Source organism: Candidatus Nitrospira allomarina (assembly GCF_032050975.1).
Taxonomy (GTDB): domain Bacteria; phylum Nitrospirota; class Nitrospiria; order Nitrospirales; family UBA8639; genus Nitrospira_E; species Nitrospira_E allomarina.
Window position 1 is genome coordinate 673965 of sequence record NZ_CP116967.1, and the last position, 15287, is coordinate 689251.

A 15287-nucleotide genomic window follows, 5' to 3' on the forward strand; every position below is an offset into this window, starting at 1 on the left:
TCTGATATATTACGAAATTCTTCATCGACTCCATTTCCTCTTTGAATGAATGCGTGGGCTATTTGCCCAAGATCAAAAAAATTTTCGGGGCCGTCGTTCAGCTAGGTTTAGGACGCCAGATTGTCAATCTGGAGGTCGCGGGTTCAAATCCCGTCGGCCCCGCCATACCTCATCTCGCAGTGGTTTATTTCTGTATCAATTATCCCCTGTTTAGATTCTGATCAGCCTAGAGGAGGTCGAAAAACAATCTATGACCTTTGCTGCCAATCCCTCTGAGTTCTTTGGATCTTTGGGCCTGCTATCAATTGTCATTCTTTTTATCCTGTCAATTTTTTCCGTGATTTCATGGGGAATCATCGTGAATAGATTCAGGCGATTTAGTCGCATCCGACAGGAAGAATCACAATTTCTACAATTGTATGAACAAAATCCCATCGACCAGCACACCTTAAGAAGCCAGGCTCAAACCTTAACTTACAGCCCAAGCTCAGTAGTATATTTGGGCATTACGGACCGCTTGCCAGAATCTTCCGATCTCTTCACCTCGAGACCTTCCATAGAAGGCAAACAGGCAGAGCGCTCCCCTAACCGACAGTATTTGGAAAAGGTCGCTCAATACATTATCCAGAACCAAATCGGTCAACAGGAAGCCTATTTACCTTTTTTGGCGACCACAGGAAATCTGACTCCATTTATTGGTCTCCTTGGAACCGTCTTGGGCATTATCAATGCCTTCCATGAAATCGGCCTTCAAGGTTCAGCGAGCATTGCCGCAGTTGCTCCTGGAGTTTCTGAAGCACTAGTGGCCACTGCTGCTGGACTATTTGCCGCAATTCCTGCTGTGATGGCCTACAACTATTTTCTCTCAAGAATTCGAAAAATGTCCTTCAGAGTCGAGGCGTTTACAATTGAATTTCTCAATACGATAGAAGAAGCGGAAAAAGCCTATGAGGTGGAAGTAACCCGATGACTAGTGGATCAAAGCCTCGGCAATTTCTCTCTGAAATTAATGTCATTCCTCTCGTCGATGTCGTCCTAGTTCTTTTGGTAATTTTCATGGTTACCGCCCCGATGCTGCATCGGGGTTTAGACATTAACCTCCCGACAACAACTGCCAACAATATCAAAGCCGAAGAACGATTGATTGTGACAATTCAGCGAGATCACACGCTATCCCTCGGCAACGACACGATTAGTTTGGTCAACTTACGAGCCAAGCTTCAAGAAGCCAAAACCTTAAATCCATTGATTTCAGTGTATCTTCGTGCGGACCAGACGGTTCCATATGGAACTGTTGTACAGGTCATGGATGAGGTAAAAGGGGCCAAAATTGAACGTCTCGGAATGATTACCGGCCCGAAGACTGAAACACTAATCGAGGATGAGACCATCGGGATTTCCCGCTAAGCGTTTGACCAATGGGACATGCTGAATCCCCCAGTCTAATTTCCCTGGGGCTCGCTACTGACGTTTCTCAAAAAGATGCCTCATTCCGTTGGGGAATCGCCACATCAGGTTTTTTCCATGCTGTCGTCATCATGATGGCCCTGTTCCTACGCTTTCAATCGACAGTTGAGGAACCTCTTCGAGCCATCGATGTCACTCTTATTTCTATACCCGAAACCCAAGCTCCGGCTCCAAGCCAAAAAAAATCTTCTCCCCCACCGCCATCCCAACATAAATCCCAACCAACAAAAAAAATAGAACCAACAAAAACGCAACCCATAGCCCCCCCCCTTCCTCCTTTACCCGTGCCAAAAGCCTCCGAGCGATTATCGGAATTCATGGAGGGGGCTGTTGGCTCAATCGTGATGCCTCACAAACAAGAAATGACTTCACCGACACCCCCGCCCCCTATAAACGAACAACCTCCCTCGAATGACCAGTTACCGTTGTTTGAAAACCTTCGAATGCCTCCTAGTGCTCCGCAAATTTCACGCCCGGAACGCTTACATCCCTCACAACCCTTAGTCATTCCCAAACCTGCTCCAACTCCAGCACCATCTTCTAAAGAGGCTGCGCCCCCCACAACGGTTCCTCCCGAGCCTCAAGGTTCGGAATCACAACCTCAGGTTTCTAAAATTGAACCAACTGTCAAGCTAGCTCCTGTGCTACCGGAATTGAGTTCGGTGACCCCATTCAGGACATCCAAAAAAGAAATAAAACCCAACGACGCTTCTCCAATAAACAATCTTGAGGAATCTCTCAAACGAACCATTCCAACAGTTCCGATACCTGCGCAAACTCCAAAAATAAAAAAACAGCACAAAGCCATTACACCAAAACAGGAAAAGCCTTTCGTCCCTGAAGTCTCTCCTCCTCAATTAGCCCAAATCTCTCCCTCCACACCACTGGAAAAAGTTCCCCAACGTGAGAAAATGTCAGATATGATGAAGCAATTACTGGAAGAGGCTAGAGTTCCAAATTTACAATCGTCTCCACCCACACCATCCTCTCAACAACCATTGCCCTCCTCTTCCACATCAACCGAGCCGGTCCAGTCTGAAATTGATCAACAAATTGCAAAATTATCTATTCCCAATGTCACGCCCGTCGAATCGATTAAGGAACGACTCCAACGGCTCGAGGTGCAGCCCAACTCAAAACCAGGCCAGTCGTCGTCTCCGGCTTCTCCTGGAAAAAACAAATATTTGGCAATGGTCGAGGACAGAATTGACCACGAGTGGAGAGCCCTTCCACTGGTCACAAACCCTCCGGTCGTGGTCCTCAAATTCCGCATTTCCCGATTTGGAGAAATTTCTCATATTCACATTGATGAAAGTTCAGGAAACGGGAACTACGACTCCGCAGCCAAACGGGCGGTATCTGCCGTGAACCCATTACCACCTTTTCCACCAGACATTTCCGAACCATTCTTCGAAGTACGATTTCGATTCATCAAAAAAGATTAGAAGGACACCAGCTATATTATGAAGAAAGCACTCAACCCTTTGTATGCCATTTTGGCTCTTCTCGCCTTTTCTGTTATTTCCGTCTCACCGGCCTTTCTTCATGGGGAGGAAGCAGATCTCAAAGCCACACGTTCAGAGTTTCAAAAAATCCCGATTTGGGTAATGGGGTTCTCGCCCGTCCAACATGATACGGGGCTTTCAGCAGACCTCGAGTCCCAAGTCGCATCGGTTCTAAAGGCCGATCTCAAACGCTCACAAATATTTTCGATTGCTGAATTACCTCCTGCCAAAGGTGATTTTTCTGACAATAAATGCATGAGTCTTTCTTCAAACCTGGCTCCGCACTTTCAAAAGGTGACAGTCTCTACCTGGGGGAGAATAGGAGTAGGAGGGACCTCAAGCGGAGTTCAGGGACTCATCCTTGATGCCTGCGCATTTGATCCCGGACAACAGGATGTGCTGACCGGGAAACGGTACTTTTCCCTTAAAACGACAGAAACCCTCACTCGCTTAATGGCTCACCGGTGGGCGGACGAATTGGTTTATCGGTATACCGGCGAGCAGGGCATTGCCAGAACAAAAATCGCATTTGTGGGTCAAAAGGAGAATGGACGTGAGCTTTTCGTCATGGATTACGATGGATATAATCCACAACAGGTTACCGCTGATGGGTATTTAAACCTCATGCCTACCTGGGCCCCGGACCGGAAATCCCTTATTTACACTGCATATCGGGACCGGAAACAACTGATTATAAAAAGGGAGCTGGCTACCGGCCGGGAGGAAGTTTTGGTCTCGCCAGCCAGTCTGAACATTACCGCCACCTTTGCTCCTAATGGGAAATCTATCGCCTATTCCGCGGCCCAAGATGGCAACTCGGACATTTATGAGATAGAATTGGACAGTAGAAGCGTGAAGCAGTTAACCTCCCATAATAGCGCAGATTTGTCCCCGTCATGGTCTCCCGACGGGCGACATCTGGCCTTCACCTCAGACCGGGGAGGCCGCCCCCAAATTTACATCATGGATGCCGATGGCTTGAACGCCCGTCGATTAACCTATGATGGAGACTATAACGCGGCGCCAGCTTGGTCTCCAAAAGGAGATTGGATCGTTTATGTGTGTCGGATACCAAACGAGGGATTTAAATTATGCCGCATCAGTCCGAATGGGGAACAGCGGAAACAAATCACCAACGGGCAAAGTATTGATGACTCGCCTTCTTGGGCTCCAAATGGACGCCATATCGTTTTTAGTTCGATTCGAAGAGGAGAGAGTCAATTATATATTATCACTAGCGAGGGGGCAGGCTTGGAGAAAATTTCCTTGGCAGGAGAACATCTCAGCTCTCCCTCCTGGTCGCCGTTTCAACCATAACGAGATACCAACCGTGATAGTCCAAAAAAGGAGTCGTTCCATGCGCCCAGCCATTCATATGATTTCACTACTTGGCATTCTCAGTCTTTCACTCATCAGTTTGTCGGGATGTGGAGAAAAACGGATCCACGTCTCGACCGCTTCCGGCTCCCCAGGCGAAGAAACCGGGGAATCAGCATCAGGCACTGATACGGCAGGGTTAACCGGGACCTCAATTGATGAATCCCCCCTGCCAGGGCAAGGCCCTTCCACCGATGAAATTCGGGCCGAGGCGGTTCAACTACCCGCTCCGGTTGAACCGCCCGCTCCCGTTGAACCTTCCAATTTTGGCTACGACCCCAACCACATGGATGAATCGTTCAAACAGAATCTCCAAGCTGGGGTTCCTTCTGGGAAAGACTCCGAAATTGAAAGCGGTGCCAGCGCATCGACGCCGTTCAACGAGGGAAATGACATCTCAACTCAATCCAGTTCTTCAAGTATGAACGGCTCACCTCACGATCAAACAGAGACGTCCCCATTTACCTCCCAGACAGAATTCCAAAATGATCTTTCAAATTTGCCAAAGGACACAGAACCAATTCCCGAAACGTTTCAGGTAGCAAAAGCTGAGCCGTCAGAAATCATTCGAGAGCAGTTGGATAAAATTCAAGAGGAAGAATTGGCCACAGTATCTGCTGGCTTAGAGGATGTATTTTTTCATTTTGACAGTTGGTCTCTTACCGCAGAAGCCAAGGATTCCCTCGAACGAGACATGGCATGGCTCACCAACGATCCCTCCTCCCAGTTAATAATTGAAGGACATGCCGACCAGCGCGGAACGCAGGCCTATAACATGGTGCTCGGGAAAAAACGAGCCATGGCTGTTCGGGATTTCCTTTCTCAATTGGGGGTCGATCCTTCGCGATTGACCGTCATTTCTTATGGCAAAGACAAGCCCTTTTGCCAGGACACTACAGAAGTGTGCTACCAATTGAACCGACGGGGACATTTGCTTGTTCAAAATTAGCAACTCCTTTCAACCGACCAGTTTTCGGAAAGCATGGAGGGATAATTCCAGAGTGAACATAGGGCGGACCTTGCAACATGTTTCAAGATTGTGGACATCGACTTTTTCTCTCAATTGGATAGTGGTCTATGGCGTCTGTAGTTTATTGGGTACGGGTTGTGTGGCTCAACAAGCTGATCTTGCCCGAATTCAAAAGGATTTAGAACAACAAATCGCCAAAATTAAAGAAGAAAAAAAGACCCTTGGTGCACAAGTTGATGAAACCAAGGCACAACTCATCAAGATGAATGAGGAAGCGCAAAAAACACGGGGCAATCTGGCTTCCATTAATCAAAAAGCCACACTCCTCCAAGAAAAGGATGTGGCGAGTTTATACGGAAAATTTGAAGAAACTGAAAAAAGCATCCAGGACCTCAAAAAGGATTTTACGAATCAAACAGGCGCTTTGAAATCTGACGTCCAATCGATTCAAACAACAATTCAAACACATGGGGAAGACCTCCAAACGGTAAAAACCCACAATACAAACCTCGCCCAGCAGGTGGATGAAAACAATGCAGCGTTAACCACAAACATGGGCGAATTTCAGAATTCCCTTACCCAATTCAAGGAAACGCTGACCAGGCTCGGAGGGACCCTTGGACAGGTCCAAACAGATTTGTCAGGACAACGGCAAGACCTGGTAACCGTGCAATCCCGCACGGAGGAACTGCCTAGGGTGTTCAATGCCAGATTTGAAGAGCAATCAACACAAATCGCTCAACTGGAAAATCAGGTCACTACCCTGCAAGAGAAACTTACCGCCGATACCCAAGCCCTTCGTTCCTATCTGGAACAAGACGTGAAAGCCTCTATGGCCGGGTTAGTTGCCGAGATAGACGCACACCAAGCCCCCATTTTAGCGCAGATTGATTCCTTACAAAAAGATATGGAAGCTCTGGGAACGCACGTGCAAGCGGATGCCTCTCACGTGCAGGATCTGTCCCAATCAGTTCTCAAGCTTCGCGAAGCCCAGGAAGTCATGGGAAGTCTACTCGGGAAACGCGGAGATGAAATTATTCAACAAGCGGGACGAATTTCGGAACGCATGAATATGATTGAATCACACCAAACCGCCCTGACCGAACAACTTCAATCCAATACCGAAAAAACGTCAGCCCATCTAGCCGAGGTCAATGCCAGCCTCACCTCCATTACTCAGGCACTTGATCAAACCAGGCAATCACTCTCCAGTCGCTTGGCCAAACAAGAAGAAACAGGAAAAACACTCAATCAGTCGGTTCAACAAATCCAACAGTTAAAACGAGAGGTCCAGGACCAAAAGCAACAAGCGCAGGCGGTCAGCCAGGTTGCCGATCAGCTTAACCAGACGGTCGAGCGCATTGGCACACGCTTAAAAGACCTGGAGAATCATCAATCTGGACTTGTGGGGAAAATTGATTCTGACACCCAGATGACTAACACCCACCTCCAAGAAGTCAACAGCGGAATTCAATCGGTCGCCCAAGCACTGGAAAATGTCAGTACGAAGTTGAATGCTCGCATTGAAAGCCAGGAACAGCGGCTGAATCGAGCCATGACCTCTTTCCAACAGGTTCAGGGTACCGCTGATACCTCACAAAATAATCTGAATCACCTAAATCAGTTAACAGAAACTGTCAATAAGTTGCGCGATGTGATTAATACCATTGGGACCAAATTAGGCGAGCGGGTGGACCAGCATGAAGATCGTCTAGGCCAATTGGCCCAGAGAGTCAATCGCTTGCAAAGCCCCAAAACGCAAAAATAGGATACATCATCACTTAATATTCCCAAAGAAAGGCCGACTATACCTCTATACTGTCAAGGACCCCTTTGTCTAAACTCCCTGGCAATTGATAAGATACGAGTTGGGGGGTTACCTGACTTCCTAATTTCAAACATTATTTGTTGCCGAAGCCGGAATTTTATGACTCCCAAATTTTCCAATATGGCCATCTTTATTGGGTTAGCCCTCACAGGGGGGTGGGGTTGCGCAACGGAACCCAACCTAACTGACATCCAAAAACAAGTCCAAACCCTCATCATCCAACAGGAAGCATCCCACAAACAGGAACAACAAATTCTCGACCGGATGGAGACGGTTGAATCGCAATTGGACGAACATGATTTCTTAGTGGGTGAACTCATTAAAACAGAAGAAGAAGCCAGCCTGGATACTCGACACCTTCTGGAAAAGCTCGAACGGACTAGTACTCTGCTTCGAGAACAAATCGAACAAACCCGCTCCACCACCCAACGCCGTGATCAGGACCTGTCCATTCGGGTAAAGGCTCTGGAAAGCCGAATAGACAATGTGATTCATCAACCTCGATCTGTGTCAGAATCCCCTGAAGTCACGACTCCTAACCCCACAGGCCCTTCTTCCGACCCGAAAGTAACCCAGACAGGAATCCCCGCATCACCTAGCTCCTCTAAAGAAAGCGCGGGAGCGGAAAACGAGGCATCGGCCTTCCGGTCAGCCTATAAAGTTTACCTTAACGGAAATTATGACCGGGCCTCGGTGGAATTCCAACGATTTGTCACAAATTATCCTTCAACGACCTTAACCCCTCAGGCCTACTACTATCTTGGGGAATCGTTCTACGTGCAAAAACAGTATGACCCTGCCAAGCAAGCCCTAGAGCAAGTCATCAGCCGCTATCCAAGCAGCAAATATCGGAGTCACGCTTTGTACAAGCTCGGACAGATTATGCTTGAAATCGATCAACGATCAAAAGCTCAGGAACTGTGGAACTCCATCATCCAAGATTACCCAGATTCACCAGAATCCACCCAAGCGAAGGAACAATTAAAAAAATCTGGGCTGTCCTGATTCTCTGCAAGTCTTCACATTCTATTGTTCACCCTAATCACCCCGTGCTTGGAATCCCATGCTTTCGACCGTAACTGGAAAAGTTCAAATCCTTCCAGACAGCGTGTCATGTCGTATTGCCGCAGGAGAAGTGGTTGAACGACCAGCCTCCGTGGTAAAGGAACTGGTCGATAACAGCCTGGATGCTGGCAGCACGTTGATCACCGTGGAGGTCGAAGAGGGTGGCCGCCGGGTCATTCGCGTCATCGATAATGGGACGGGCATGACGCGAATGGATGCCCAACTGGCCTATCAACGTTTTGCAACCAGCAAACTACGATCCGAAGACGATCTCTTGACACTCATGACGATGGGATTCCGAGGGGAAGCTCTTCCCAGTATTGCTTCCATTTCTCGTTTTTGCTTGAAGACCGTTCCTCGCGAGAGCACGCTTGGCACCCAAACACAGTCCACGGGAGGTGTGACATGGGAGGTTCAAGACTATACCGGACCTCAAGGCACTCAAGTGGAGGTGCGTGATCTCTTTTTTAATACTCCAGGACGGCTGAAATTTCTCAAGACCGTTCCCACTGAATTTTCTAAAATCTGTTATGTCGTCCAACAGGCGGCAGCCGTGCATCCAGAGATCCACTTCCGATTACGCCACCAGAACCATAAGGTGCTGGAGTACCCTGCCGTGTCCTCGCTGCAAGATCGATTATTACAGATCTACGGACCAGACTTCCTTGAGCGCTTTCTTCCCGTCACCTATAACGCCGGTTCATTTCAACTCACGGGGTATACGGTCAGTCCTCACCATGCACGAGGGTCTCGTGCGCCACAGGAAATTTTTGTCAATGGACGCCCTATAAAGAATTCGACCATATCCCATGCGGTGGTTGAAGCCTACGGATCTTTTTTACCAAAAGGGAAACATCCACAATTTACTATATTTATCCATCTTGACCCCCAGTCCATCGATATCAATGTCCACCCGACGAAACGGGAGATTCGCTTCTCTCATCCGGAATTCATTCATACGGGCGTTCTTCGTGGCATCAAAGCTCTTTTTTTCACGCAACCCTCATCCGATATCCCATCCGATGAACACAAGAAAAAGACTGGCCCAGTTCCTCATTCTGCCAGGCCACCATCTGGGTCACTCACCGTCGCCCCGGCTCCATTCCAGCATGCTTCTGTAATCCCTGGAGACAGCACCAATCGACATCCCGCTCTTTCTCTATTTGTCCAGGAGCCGCCTGCTATCTATACGGACACGGAGCAGCCCTACGAGGTATATCCTCTTGGGCAGATTCATCACACGTATCTTCTCGGACAAATCGATCAAAACCTATTCATTGTCGATCAACACACGGCCCATGAACGGGTTCGTTTTGAGAGACTGCTTCGGTCATGGAAGAAAAAAGAAGTTCTTCAACAACCCTTACTCATTCCTGAGCCGGTTGAACTCCTTCCACACCAGGGAGAATTATTGGAAGAATGGCTGCCCCTCCTGGCTCAAGCGGGATTGGAGGTGGAACGATTTGGTACCACATCGTATGTTGTGCGAGCCATTCCAGCCATATTAGGAAATATATCCGTTGGTCCCTTGGTCCTGGAATTATTGGATGAACTCTCTGAATGGCAATCAACAGATTCGCTGGACAACACGATTAAACCCATTCTGGCTACCATGGCCTGTCAAAGTGCCGTTCAAGCCGGACGACCCATGACGCAACCTGAAATCACCATCCTTTTACAGGACTGGGCACAGGAAAATTTTCCCATGACTTGTCCTCACGGAAGGAGAGTGGCTGTTCGACATTCCTTGGAAGAATTGCACACCCTATTTGCCCGTCCATTAAAATAATTTTTATTCGTTGATGGTTCATGAAACAAGCCGACATCATCTCAGCATGGAAACCCGTCGTCGCCATTGCGGGACCCACCGCAATCGGAAAAAGCCGTATCGGGATTGAAGTCGCTAAAATGCTCAACACGGAAATTTTAACCGCAGACTCCCGACAGGTTTATCGTGGGATGGACATCGGCACCGACAAACCCTCAATAGCCGAGCAACGGAATATCCCGCATCGCTTAATCGATCTCGTCGATCCAGACCAATCCTTTAACGCCGGTGACTTCAGGCGTCACGCCATCCAAGACATTGCCCGCCTGCATCGCCTGGGTCTCCTGCCTCTTGTCATCGGAGGTACGGGGTTCTATATCCGAGCCCTTTTACGAGGTCTTTGCCCTGGCCCACCGGCTAATTGGCTGATTCGGAGTGAATTAGCCCAAGAAGCCAAAATGCAAGGACCCGCTTTTCTTTATGAAAAGCTTCAACAAGTGGATCCCGAACTCGCACAACGGCTACATCCCAATGACCAGCCCAAGGTCCAGCGCGCACTTGAAGTGTATCGCATTCTTGGCACGCCCCTATCAGTCATCCAGCAACAACACCGATTTGACGAAGCGCCATATCCCTTTTTATTGATTGGGCTCACCATGAAACGCCAGACCCTCTATCAACGAATAGAAACCCGCGTCGATTGGGAAATTCAAAAAGGGCTTGTGGAAGAAACGCAATCCCTCATGAGTCAAGGATTTACTCGAGAACTCGGTTCCATGAAAGGGCTGGGCTATCGACAATTTTCAGGATTTTTAGCGGGGGATTATTCTTATGAAGAGGCTGTGCGATTATTAAAACGCGATACCCGTCACTTCGCCAAACGACAAATGACCTGGTTCCAGAAGGAATCCGAGATCCAGTGGATGACAGTGGAAGAGTCAGACATCCCTGATCGAGCGGCCGCCAAAATCGTGGACCATATCAATCAGTTTCTCTCAACCTTCGTAAATTTACCATTTCCTGCAAAAGAAAGGTCCCATTTCAATTCCACTCAATCGTCGGGTTAACCATACAGGACCGTTCATGGTACAATGCGGGAAATTTTGGTCCGATGAGACATGAGAGACTCCCCGATAGTTCGGGCTGAATCAGCATGCCACCAAAACTACATGCCTTTCCCCTTTAATCAGAGAGACCTTTTCACATGACGGAGAATGAGGAAGCGAAGACTAAACGGCCCTCTTTACGCACCCAAAAGGCCCAAATCGGGATTATCGGAGGCAGTGGACTCTATGAAATGGAGGGGTTTACCAACCTCAAAGAGGTCAGGATGGCCACCCCGTTTGGAAAGCCCTCGGACGCCATTATTGTGGGAACCTTGCATGGCATGCGAGTCGCCTTTTTGGCTCGTCACGGACGAGGACACCGCACGCTACCTTCCGCCATAAATTATCGCGCAAATATTCATGCCCTCAAAGCCCTGGGTGTGACGCGGATATTTTCCATCAGTGCGGTGGGAAGCATGAAGGAATCCATTCGACCGGGGGATTTTGTCCTGCCTGATCAATTCATTGACCGAACCACTCAACGTGCCAATACGTTTTTCGACCAGGGGATTGTCGCGCATGTGGCTTTTGCAGATCCCCTGTGTGGGACCTTATCGAGTGTGTTAGAAAAAGCTAGTCTGGGAGCCCCCGTCAGGGTGCACCGTCCGGGAACATACCTCTGCATAGAAGGCCCACAATTCTCCAGTCGAGCAGAATCGTTTCTCTACCGACAATGGGGCGTTGATGTCATCGGGATGACAAATATTCCTGAAGCCAAATTGGCTCGTGAAGCCGAAATTTGCTATGCCACACTTGCGCTGGTCACGGATTATGATTGCTGGCACGAGACGGAAGATGCGGTTTCCGTTGGGGCCATCCTATCTATCATGCATCAAAATGTCGAAACCGCTAAAATCGTTCTGCGGCACGCGCTAGAACTTGCAAAAGACCTCGGGCCTTGCTCCTGTCAGACCGCATTGGAACACGCCGTCATCACCCCGCTCAATCGCATCAGTCCGGCCTTGCGAAAGCGGTATCAGCTTCTGTTACGGCGTCATTTATTATCGACCACCCTACACTCCAAAAAAAGGGCCTAATCATTATGGGTAATTTATTAGTCGTTGGATCCGTTGCCTTTGATTCTGTACGAACGCCGTTTGGGGAAGCCTCGAATGTGCTGGGAGGATCCGCCACGTATTTTTCAACCTCAGCCAGTTTTTTTACAGATGTGAATCTCATTGCGGTCGTTGGTGAAGACTTTCCAAAAGAACATCTCGATTTCCTGCACAGTCGCGGCATCAATCTGGACGGATTAGAGCACCGACCTGGAAAAACTTTTCGCTGGCGAGGAGAATATTCCTATCAACTCAACGAAGCTCAAACCCTGGAAACCCATCTCAATGTTCTCGAAACGTTTCGACCGAAAATTCCCGACAGCTACACCACGCCATCCGCCCTGTTTCTGGGCAACATCGATCCGGAATTACAACTGGATGTCCTGAATCAAGTGAAGCGGCCCTCTATCGTGGCCTGCGATACCATGAATTTTTGGATTGAGGGGAAAAGGGAAGCATTATGGAAAGTCCTTGAACATATCGATATCCTCGTCATTAATGACGGAGAGGCCCGTGCATTGGGCAGTGATGCAAATCTCGTACAAGTGGCGAAACGGATCTTATCGCGCGGCCCCAAAACCCTGATTATTAAACGGGGAGAATATGGGGTCTTGATGTTTCATCAGCAGGAAATTTTCGGGGCTCCAGCCTATCCGCTGGAAGCGGTAAAAGATCCAACCGGCGCAGGCGACACTTTTGCCGGCGGCTTTATGGGGTACCTTTCTGCTACGGAAAATTACTCCCAAGCTGGGCTTCGACAGGCCATCATTTTTGGAAGTGTCATGGCGTCCTTCAATGTGGAGGAATTCAGCCTGGACCGACTCAGGCATTTAACCCGCGAAGAAATTGACCAACGATTTACATCGTTCAAACATCTGACTCATTTTGAGGATTTGTCATAGGACTCAGGATTTCGGAAGGCACACCTATTACATGACGTGTGCCTTCTCATGACAAGTCAATTACATGAATACCGGAAAGGCCTTTCCCATTCAGGATAACGCCATGGAAACTCTTGGGGGATTATTCCGACAGACCCGGGAACGACAACGTTTATCGTTGGAGCAGATCGCTTCCAGAACTCGCATTCAACAGCACCACCTTCAAGCACTTGAAGAAGAGAATTTTGCAAGCCTGCCGGCTAAAGTGTTCGTCAAAGGATTCGTTCGGTCATATGCACGTGCGTTGGGACTGGATGAAGAAAATGCTATTCAGCTTTTCCTAACCTCCTCTAGCAATTTCTATGACCGCACCCAAGAAGAGGAACAACACGTTCAAGTCACTTTACAAGCAGCTCATCGAAAACGTTTCAATTGGAATTTTGTTGTCATACTTTTTCTCGCCCTCGGTGGAATCCTCTTTTATCTGCTACCCGAACAGCAGGAACCCCTTCCACCCGCCTCTGAATCCGTAACCCCTTTACCTATCAATGAGATCCAGAAGGAAGTCGTAGATGAGCCCGCACCCCCCATTGAAGAATTTCCCGCCAGTGTTACATCAGAAATCCCTGTCGATACCGAGTTGCCGCTCACTTCTCCTCCCCCATCCGGCATCACACCTTCACCACTACCCCCTGAGCCTCGACCGATATCCCCGCCCGTGCCTGTTTCCCCCGTTCCTGAGAAAACCACAGGGACAGATGGAACGCTGGTCCTGGAAATTGAAGCCACCCAGCTGACCTGGGTGGTGGTGCAGTCCGACGATCAGGCTCCGCATGAGGCCCTGCTACAACCTGGACAAAAAAGCACCTGGAAGGCAAACACACAATATATGCTCACGTTAGGGAACGCTGCCGGTGTGGTCATCCGTCTTAATGGAGAACCACAAGGTCCATTTGGAAAACCGGGTCAGGTGGTCAGAGACATTCGCTTGAAGCCCTGAAATCACAAAACGAATGCCAAGGGCTCCACTTCTTCCTCCCTCTTGCCTTCCAAAATTTACTTGATAAAGGTTAAAAAACCTTAATCCTGGCAATTGCACCCATCTCAAAAGTTCAAATGAAGTGACTCGTCAATCTATGTCCACAACACCTCATATTCACCTTCTTGACAGTCTAAAAAAGTGATTGATATGATGACGGAGTTTGGGTGGCTTAAGGTCAACCTATCTTATAAATATGGTATGATTATGAATAAGTTAGGTGCACTCAAACGACACCATCCAAAGAGGAAAAAAGGGGAAGCGATAATGCACCCGTGCTTTTTACGGTCTCATCAACTCTGTTTAACCTAGGAGGCTTACATGACGTTTTCGATGAAAGTGCTTGGAACCTTAACCGCTGCCATGTTTTTGACCACGGGCTTGGCCATTGCCGGACCCGAAAAAGATCCCTTACCCTCCCGTGTTCCAGCTGATAAACGTAGTGAAGCCAAAAAAGACAAATCCCCTCTATACGACAAAGCCGAAGATGCTTCGCCTGAGATCGTAGCGGAAGGAAAAGCTTTGTATGAGGGAAAAGGGACTTGCATTAACTGCCACGGCAAAGAAGGCAATGGCCAAGGTCCGGCAGGAGCCGTCTTAAATCCGGGTCCCCGCGATTTCACCAATTGCAAATTTCACAAGAAACGGAAAGATGGCGAACTCATGTGGGTCATCAAGAACGGTAGCCCGGGCACAGGCATGGTTCCCTTAGTCCCAGCCACTATCAATGAAGAAGAAGCCTGGAAGATCATTGCGTACGAAAGAAGTTTCTGCAAGGGTTAATAGTAGGTATTTTCACGATAACCCCCGCTGGGCTTGTCCCGGCGGGGGTTTTTTTTTGAGAAGAACCTAACCCCTGCCAATAATGACGGTTCCCCGTTGACACCATTCAAATCCCTTGACTAGACTCAACGTGGGAGAAGGCAACCCATACCACTATTCGTCAATCAAATTTTTAGTGTAAGGAGATCAAAATCATATGGCCAAACGACGATCACTTCAGGAGGACGCATCCTCTCTAAAAGCCAAGGTCACGAAATCTCTAGCCAGTAGCGACAATCCTGAGGGAGATTCAGCCATTCGGTCATTACGAAAACGATTACGACGGGTGCAACGGAAGGTCCGAACCGCCAAGCGGCGCGAGGAACACCGAAAATCAAAGAAAGTCGTGGCAGAGGCCTAAAATTCTGCAGATCGACCCTGAAGAGTAATGTGGAGGAATTAAG

The 15287-nt window shown here is 48.5% G+C and carries 14 protein-coding genes and 1 tRNA gene; all 15 read left to right on the forward strand.

The genetic code is table 11. From position 1 onward, the window contains the following. The first annotated feature begins 86 nt into the window (after nt 1-86). The 15 genes from PP769_RS02875 to PP769_RS02945 all read left to right on the forward strand — a co-directional run bounded on the left by PP769_RS02875 (nt 87) and on the right by PP769_RS02945 (nt 15244). Nucleotides 87-165 (forward strand) — tRNA-Asp (locus tag PP769_RS02875). An 85-nt stretch (nt 166-250) separates the two neighbouring features. Beyond that, nucleotides 251-970: a MotA/TolQ/ExbB proton channel family protein gene (locus PP769_RS02880; RefSeq protein ID WP_312644925.1), complete on the forward strand. Its 720-nt coding sequence runs from the start codon at nt 251-253 to the stop codon at nt 968-970. Beyond that, nucleotides 967-1407, forward strand: coding sequence for a biopolymer transporter ExbD (locus tag PP769_RS02885; RefSeq protein ID WP_312644926.1), 441 nt, complete (start codon nt 967-969; stop codon nt 1405-1407). Before PP769_RS02880 ends, PP769_RS02885 begins: the two co-directional genes overlap by 4 nt. Nucleotides 1408-1538: 131 nt before the next feature. Further along, complete coding sequence (locus tag PP769_RS02890; RefSeq protein WP_312644927.1) at nt 1539-2912, forward strand: energy transducer TonB; 1374 nt, start codon at nt 1539-1541, stop codon at nt 2910-2912. An 18-nt stretch (nt 2913-2930) separates the two neighbouring features. Next, nucleotides 2931-4289 (forward strand): beta-propeller domain-containing protein, encoded by a 1359-nt coding sequence (locus PP769_RS02895; protein ID WP_312644929.1) that lies wholly within the window; start codon nt 2931-2933, stop codon nt 4287-4289. 40 nt (nt 4290-4329) lie between these two features. Continuing rightward, on the forward strand, nt 4330-5298 hold the full coding sequence (locus tag PP769_RS02900) for an OmpA family protein (protein ID WP_312644931.1): 969 nt from the start codon (nt 4330-4332) through the stop codon (nt 5296-5298). A gap of 52 nt (nt 5299-5350) precedes the next feature. Further along, nucleotides 5351-7087: a coiled-coil domain-containing protein gene (locus PP769_RS02905; RefSeq protein ID WP_312644934.1), complete on the forward strand. Its 1737-nt coding sequence runs from the start codon at nt 5351-5353 to the stop codon at nt 7085-7087. 159 nt (nt 7088-7246) lie between these two features. Next, nucleotides 7247-8152: a tol-pal system protein YbgF gene (ybgF, locus tag PP769_RS02910; protein WP_312644936.1), complete on the forward strand. Its 906-nt coding sequence runs from the start codon at nt 7247-7249 to the stop codon at nt 8150-8152. Between the two features lie 58 nt (nt 8153-8210). Further along, entirely contained in the window at nt 8211-10001 is a 1791-nt protein-coding gene (gene mutL, locus PP769_RS02915) for a DNA mismatch repair endonuclease MutL (protein ID WP_312644939.1), read from the forward strand. Nucleotides 10002-10021: 20 nt separating this feature from the next. Continuing rightward, nucleotides 10022-11047, forward strand: coding sequence for a tRNA (adenosine(37)-N6)-dimethylallyltransferase MiaA (gene miaA / locus PP769_RS02920; RefSeq protein WP_312644941.1), 1026 nt, complete (start codon nt 10022-10024; stop codon nt 11045-11047). A 137-nt stretch (nt 11048-11184) separates the two neighbouring features. Then, nucleotides 11185-12123 (forward strand): S-methyl-5'-thioadenosine phosphorylase, encoded by a 939-nt coding sequence (gene mtnP / locus PP769_RS02925; RefSeq protein WP_312644943.1) that lies wholly within the window; start codon nt 11185-11187, stop codon nt 12121-12123. Between the two features lie 5 nt (nt 12124-12128). Beyond that, nucleotides 12129-13043 carry a PfkB family carbohydrate kinase gene (locus PP769_RS02930; protein WP_312644945.1) on the forward strand — a complete coding sequence of 305 codons (915 nt, stop codon included), beginning with the start codon at nt 12129-12131 and terminating at the stop codon, nt 13041-13043. A 64-nt stretch (nt 13044-13107) separates the two neighbouring features. After that, nucleotides 13108-14022 carry a RodZ domain-containing protein gene (locus PP769_RS02935; RefSeq protein ID WP_312644947.1) on the forward strand — a complete coding sequence of 305 codons (915 nt, stop codon included), beginning with the start codon at nt 13108-13110 and terminating at the stop codon, nt 14020-14022. 360 nt (nt 14023-14382) lie between these two features. Further along, nucleotides 14383-14844 carry a c-type cytochrome gene (locus PP769_RS02940; RefSeq protein ID WP_312644948.1) on the forward strand — a complete coding sequence of 154 codons (462 nt, stop codon included), beginning with the start codon at nt 14383-14385 and terminating at the stop codon, nt 14842-14844. A gap of 196 nt (nt 14845-15040) precedes the next feature. Next, on the forward strand, nt 15041-15244 hold the full coding sequence (locus PP769_RS02945; RefSeq protein WP_312644950.1) for a hypothetical protein: 204 nt from the start codon (nt 15041-15043) through the stop codon (nt 15242-15244). Nucleotides 15245-15287 lie beyond the last annotated feature (43 nt).

Coding starts and splice junctions, on each gene's coding strand:
- miaA (WP_312644941.1), top strand. CDS start 10,022: ATGAAACAAGCCGACATCATCTCAGCATGGAAACCCGTCGTCGCCATT.
- PP769_RS02900 (WP_312644931.1), top strand. CDS start 4,330: ATGCGCCCAGCCATTCATATGATTTCACTACTTGGCATTCTCAGTCTT.
- PP769_RS02880 (WP_312644925.1), top strand. CDS start 251: ATGACCTTTGCTGCCAATCCCTCTGAGTTCTTTGGATCTTTGGGCCTG.
- PP769_RS02895 (WP_312644929.1), top strand. CDS start 2,931: ATGAAGAAAGCACTCAACCCTTTGTATGCCATTTTGGCTCTTCTCGCC.
- PP769_RS02940 (WP_312644948.1), top strand. CDS start 14,383: ATGACGTTTTCGATGAAAGTGCTTGGAACCTTAACCGCTGCCATGTTT.
- ybgF (WP_312644936.1), top strand. CDS start 7,247: ATGACTCCCAAATTTTCCAATATGGCCATCTTTATTGGGTTAGCCCTC.
- PP769_RS02935 (WP_312644947.1), top strand. CDS start 13,108: ATGAATACCGGAAAGGCCTTTCCCATTCAGGATAACGCCATGGAAACT.
- PP769_RS02885 (WP_312644926.1), top strand. CDS start 967: ATGACTAGTGGATCAAAGCCTCGGCAATTTCTCTCTGAAATTAATGTC.
- PP769_RS02890 (WP_312644927.1), top strand. CDS start 1,539: ATGATGGCCCTGTTCCTACGCTTTCAATCGACAGTTGAGGAACCTCTT.
- mutL (WP_312644939.1), top strand. CDS start 8,211: ATGCTTTCGACCGTAACTGGAAAAGTTCAAATCCTTCCAGACAGCGTG.
- PP769_RS02930 (WP_312644945.1), top strand. CDS start 12,129: ATGGGTAATTTATTAGTCGTTGGATCCGTTGCCTTTGATTCTGTACGA.
- mtnP (WP_312644943.1), top strand. CDS start 11,185: ATGACGGAGAATGAGGAAGCGAAGACTAAACGGCCCTCTTTACGCACC.
- PP769_RS02945 (WP_312644950.1), top strand. CDS start 15,041: ATGGCCAAACGACGATCACTTCAGGAGGACGCATCCTCTCTAAAAGCC.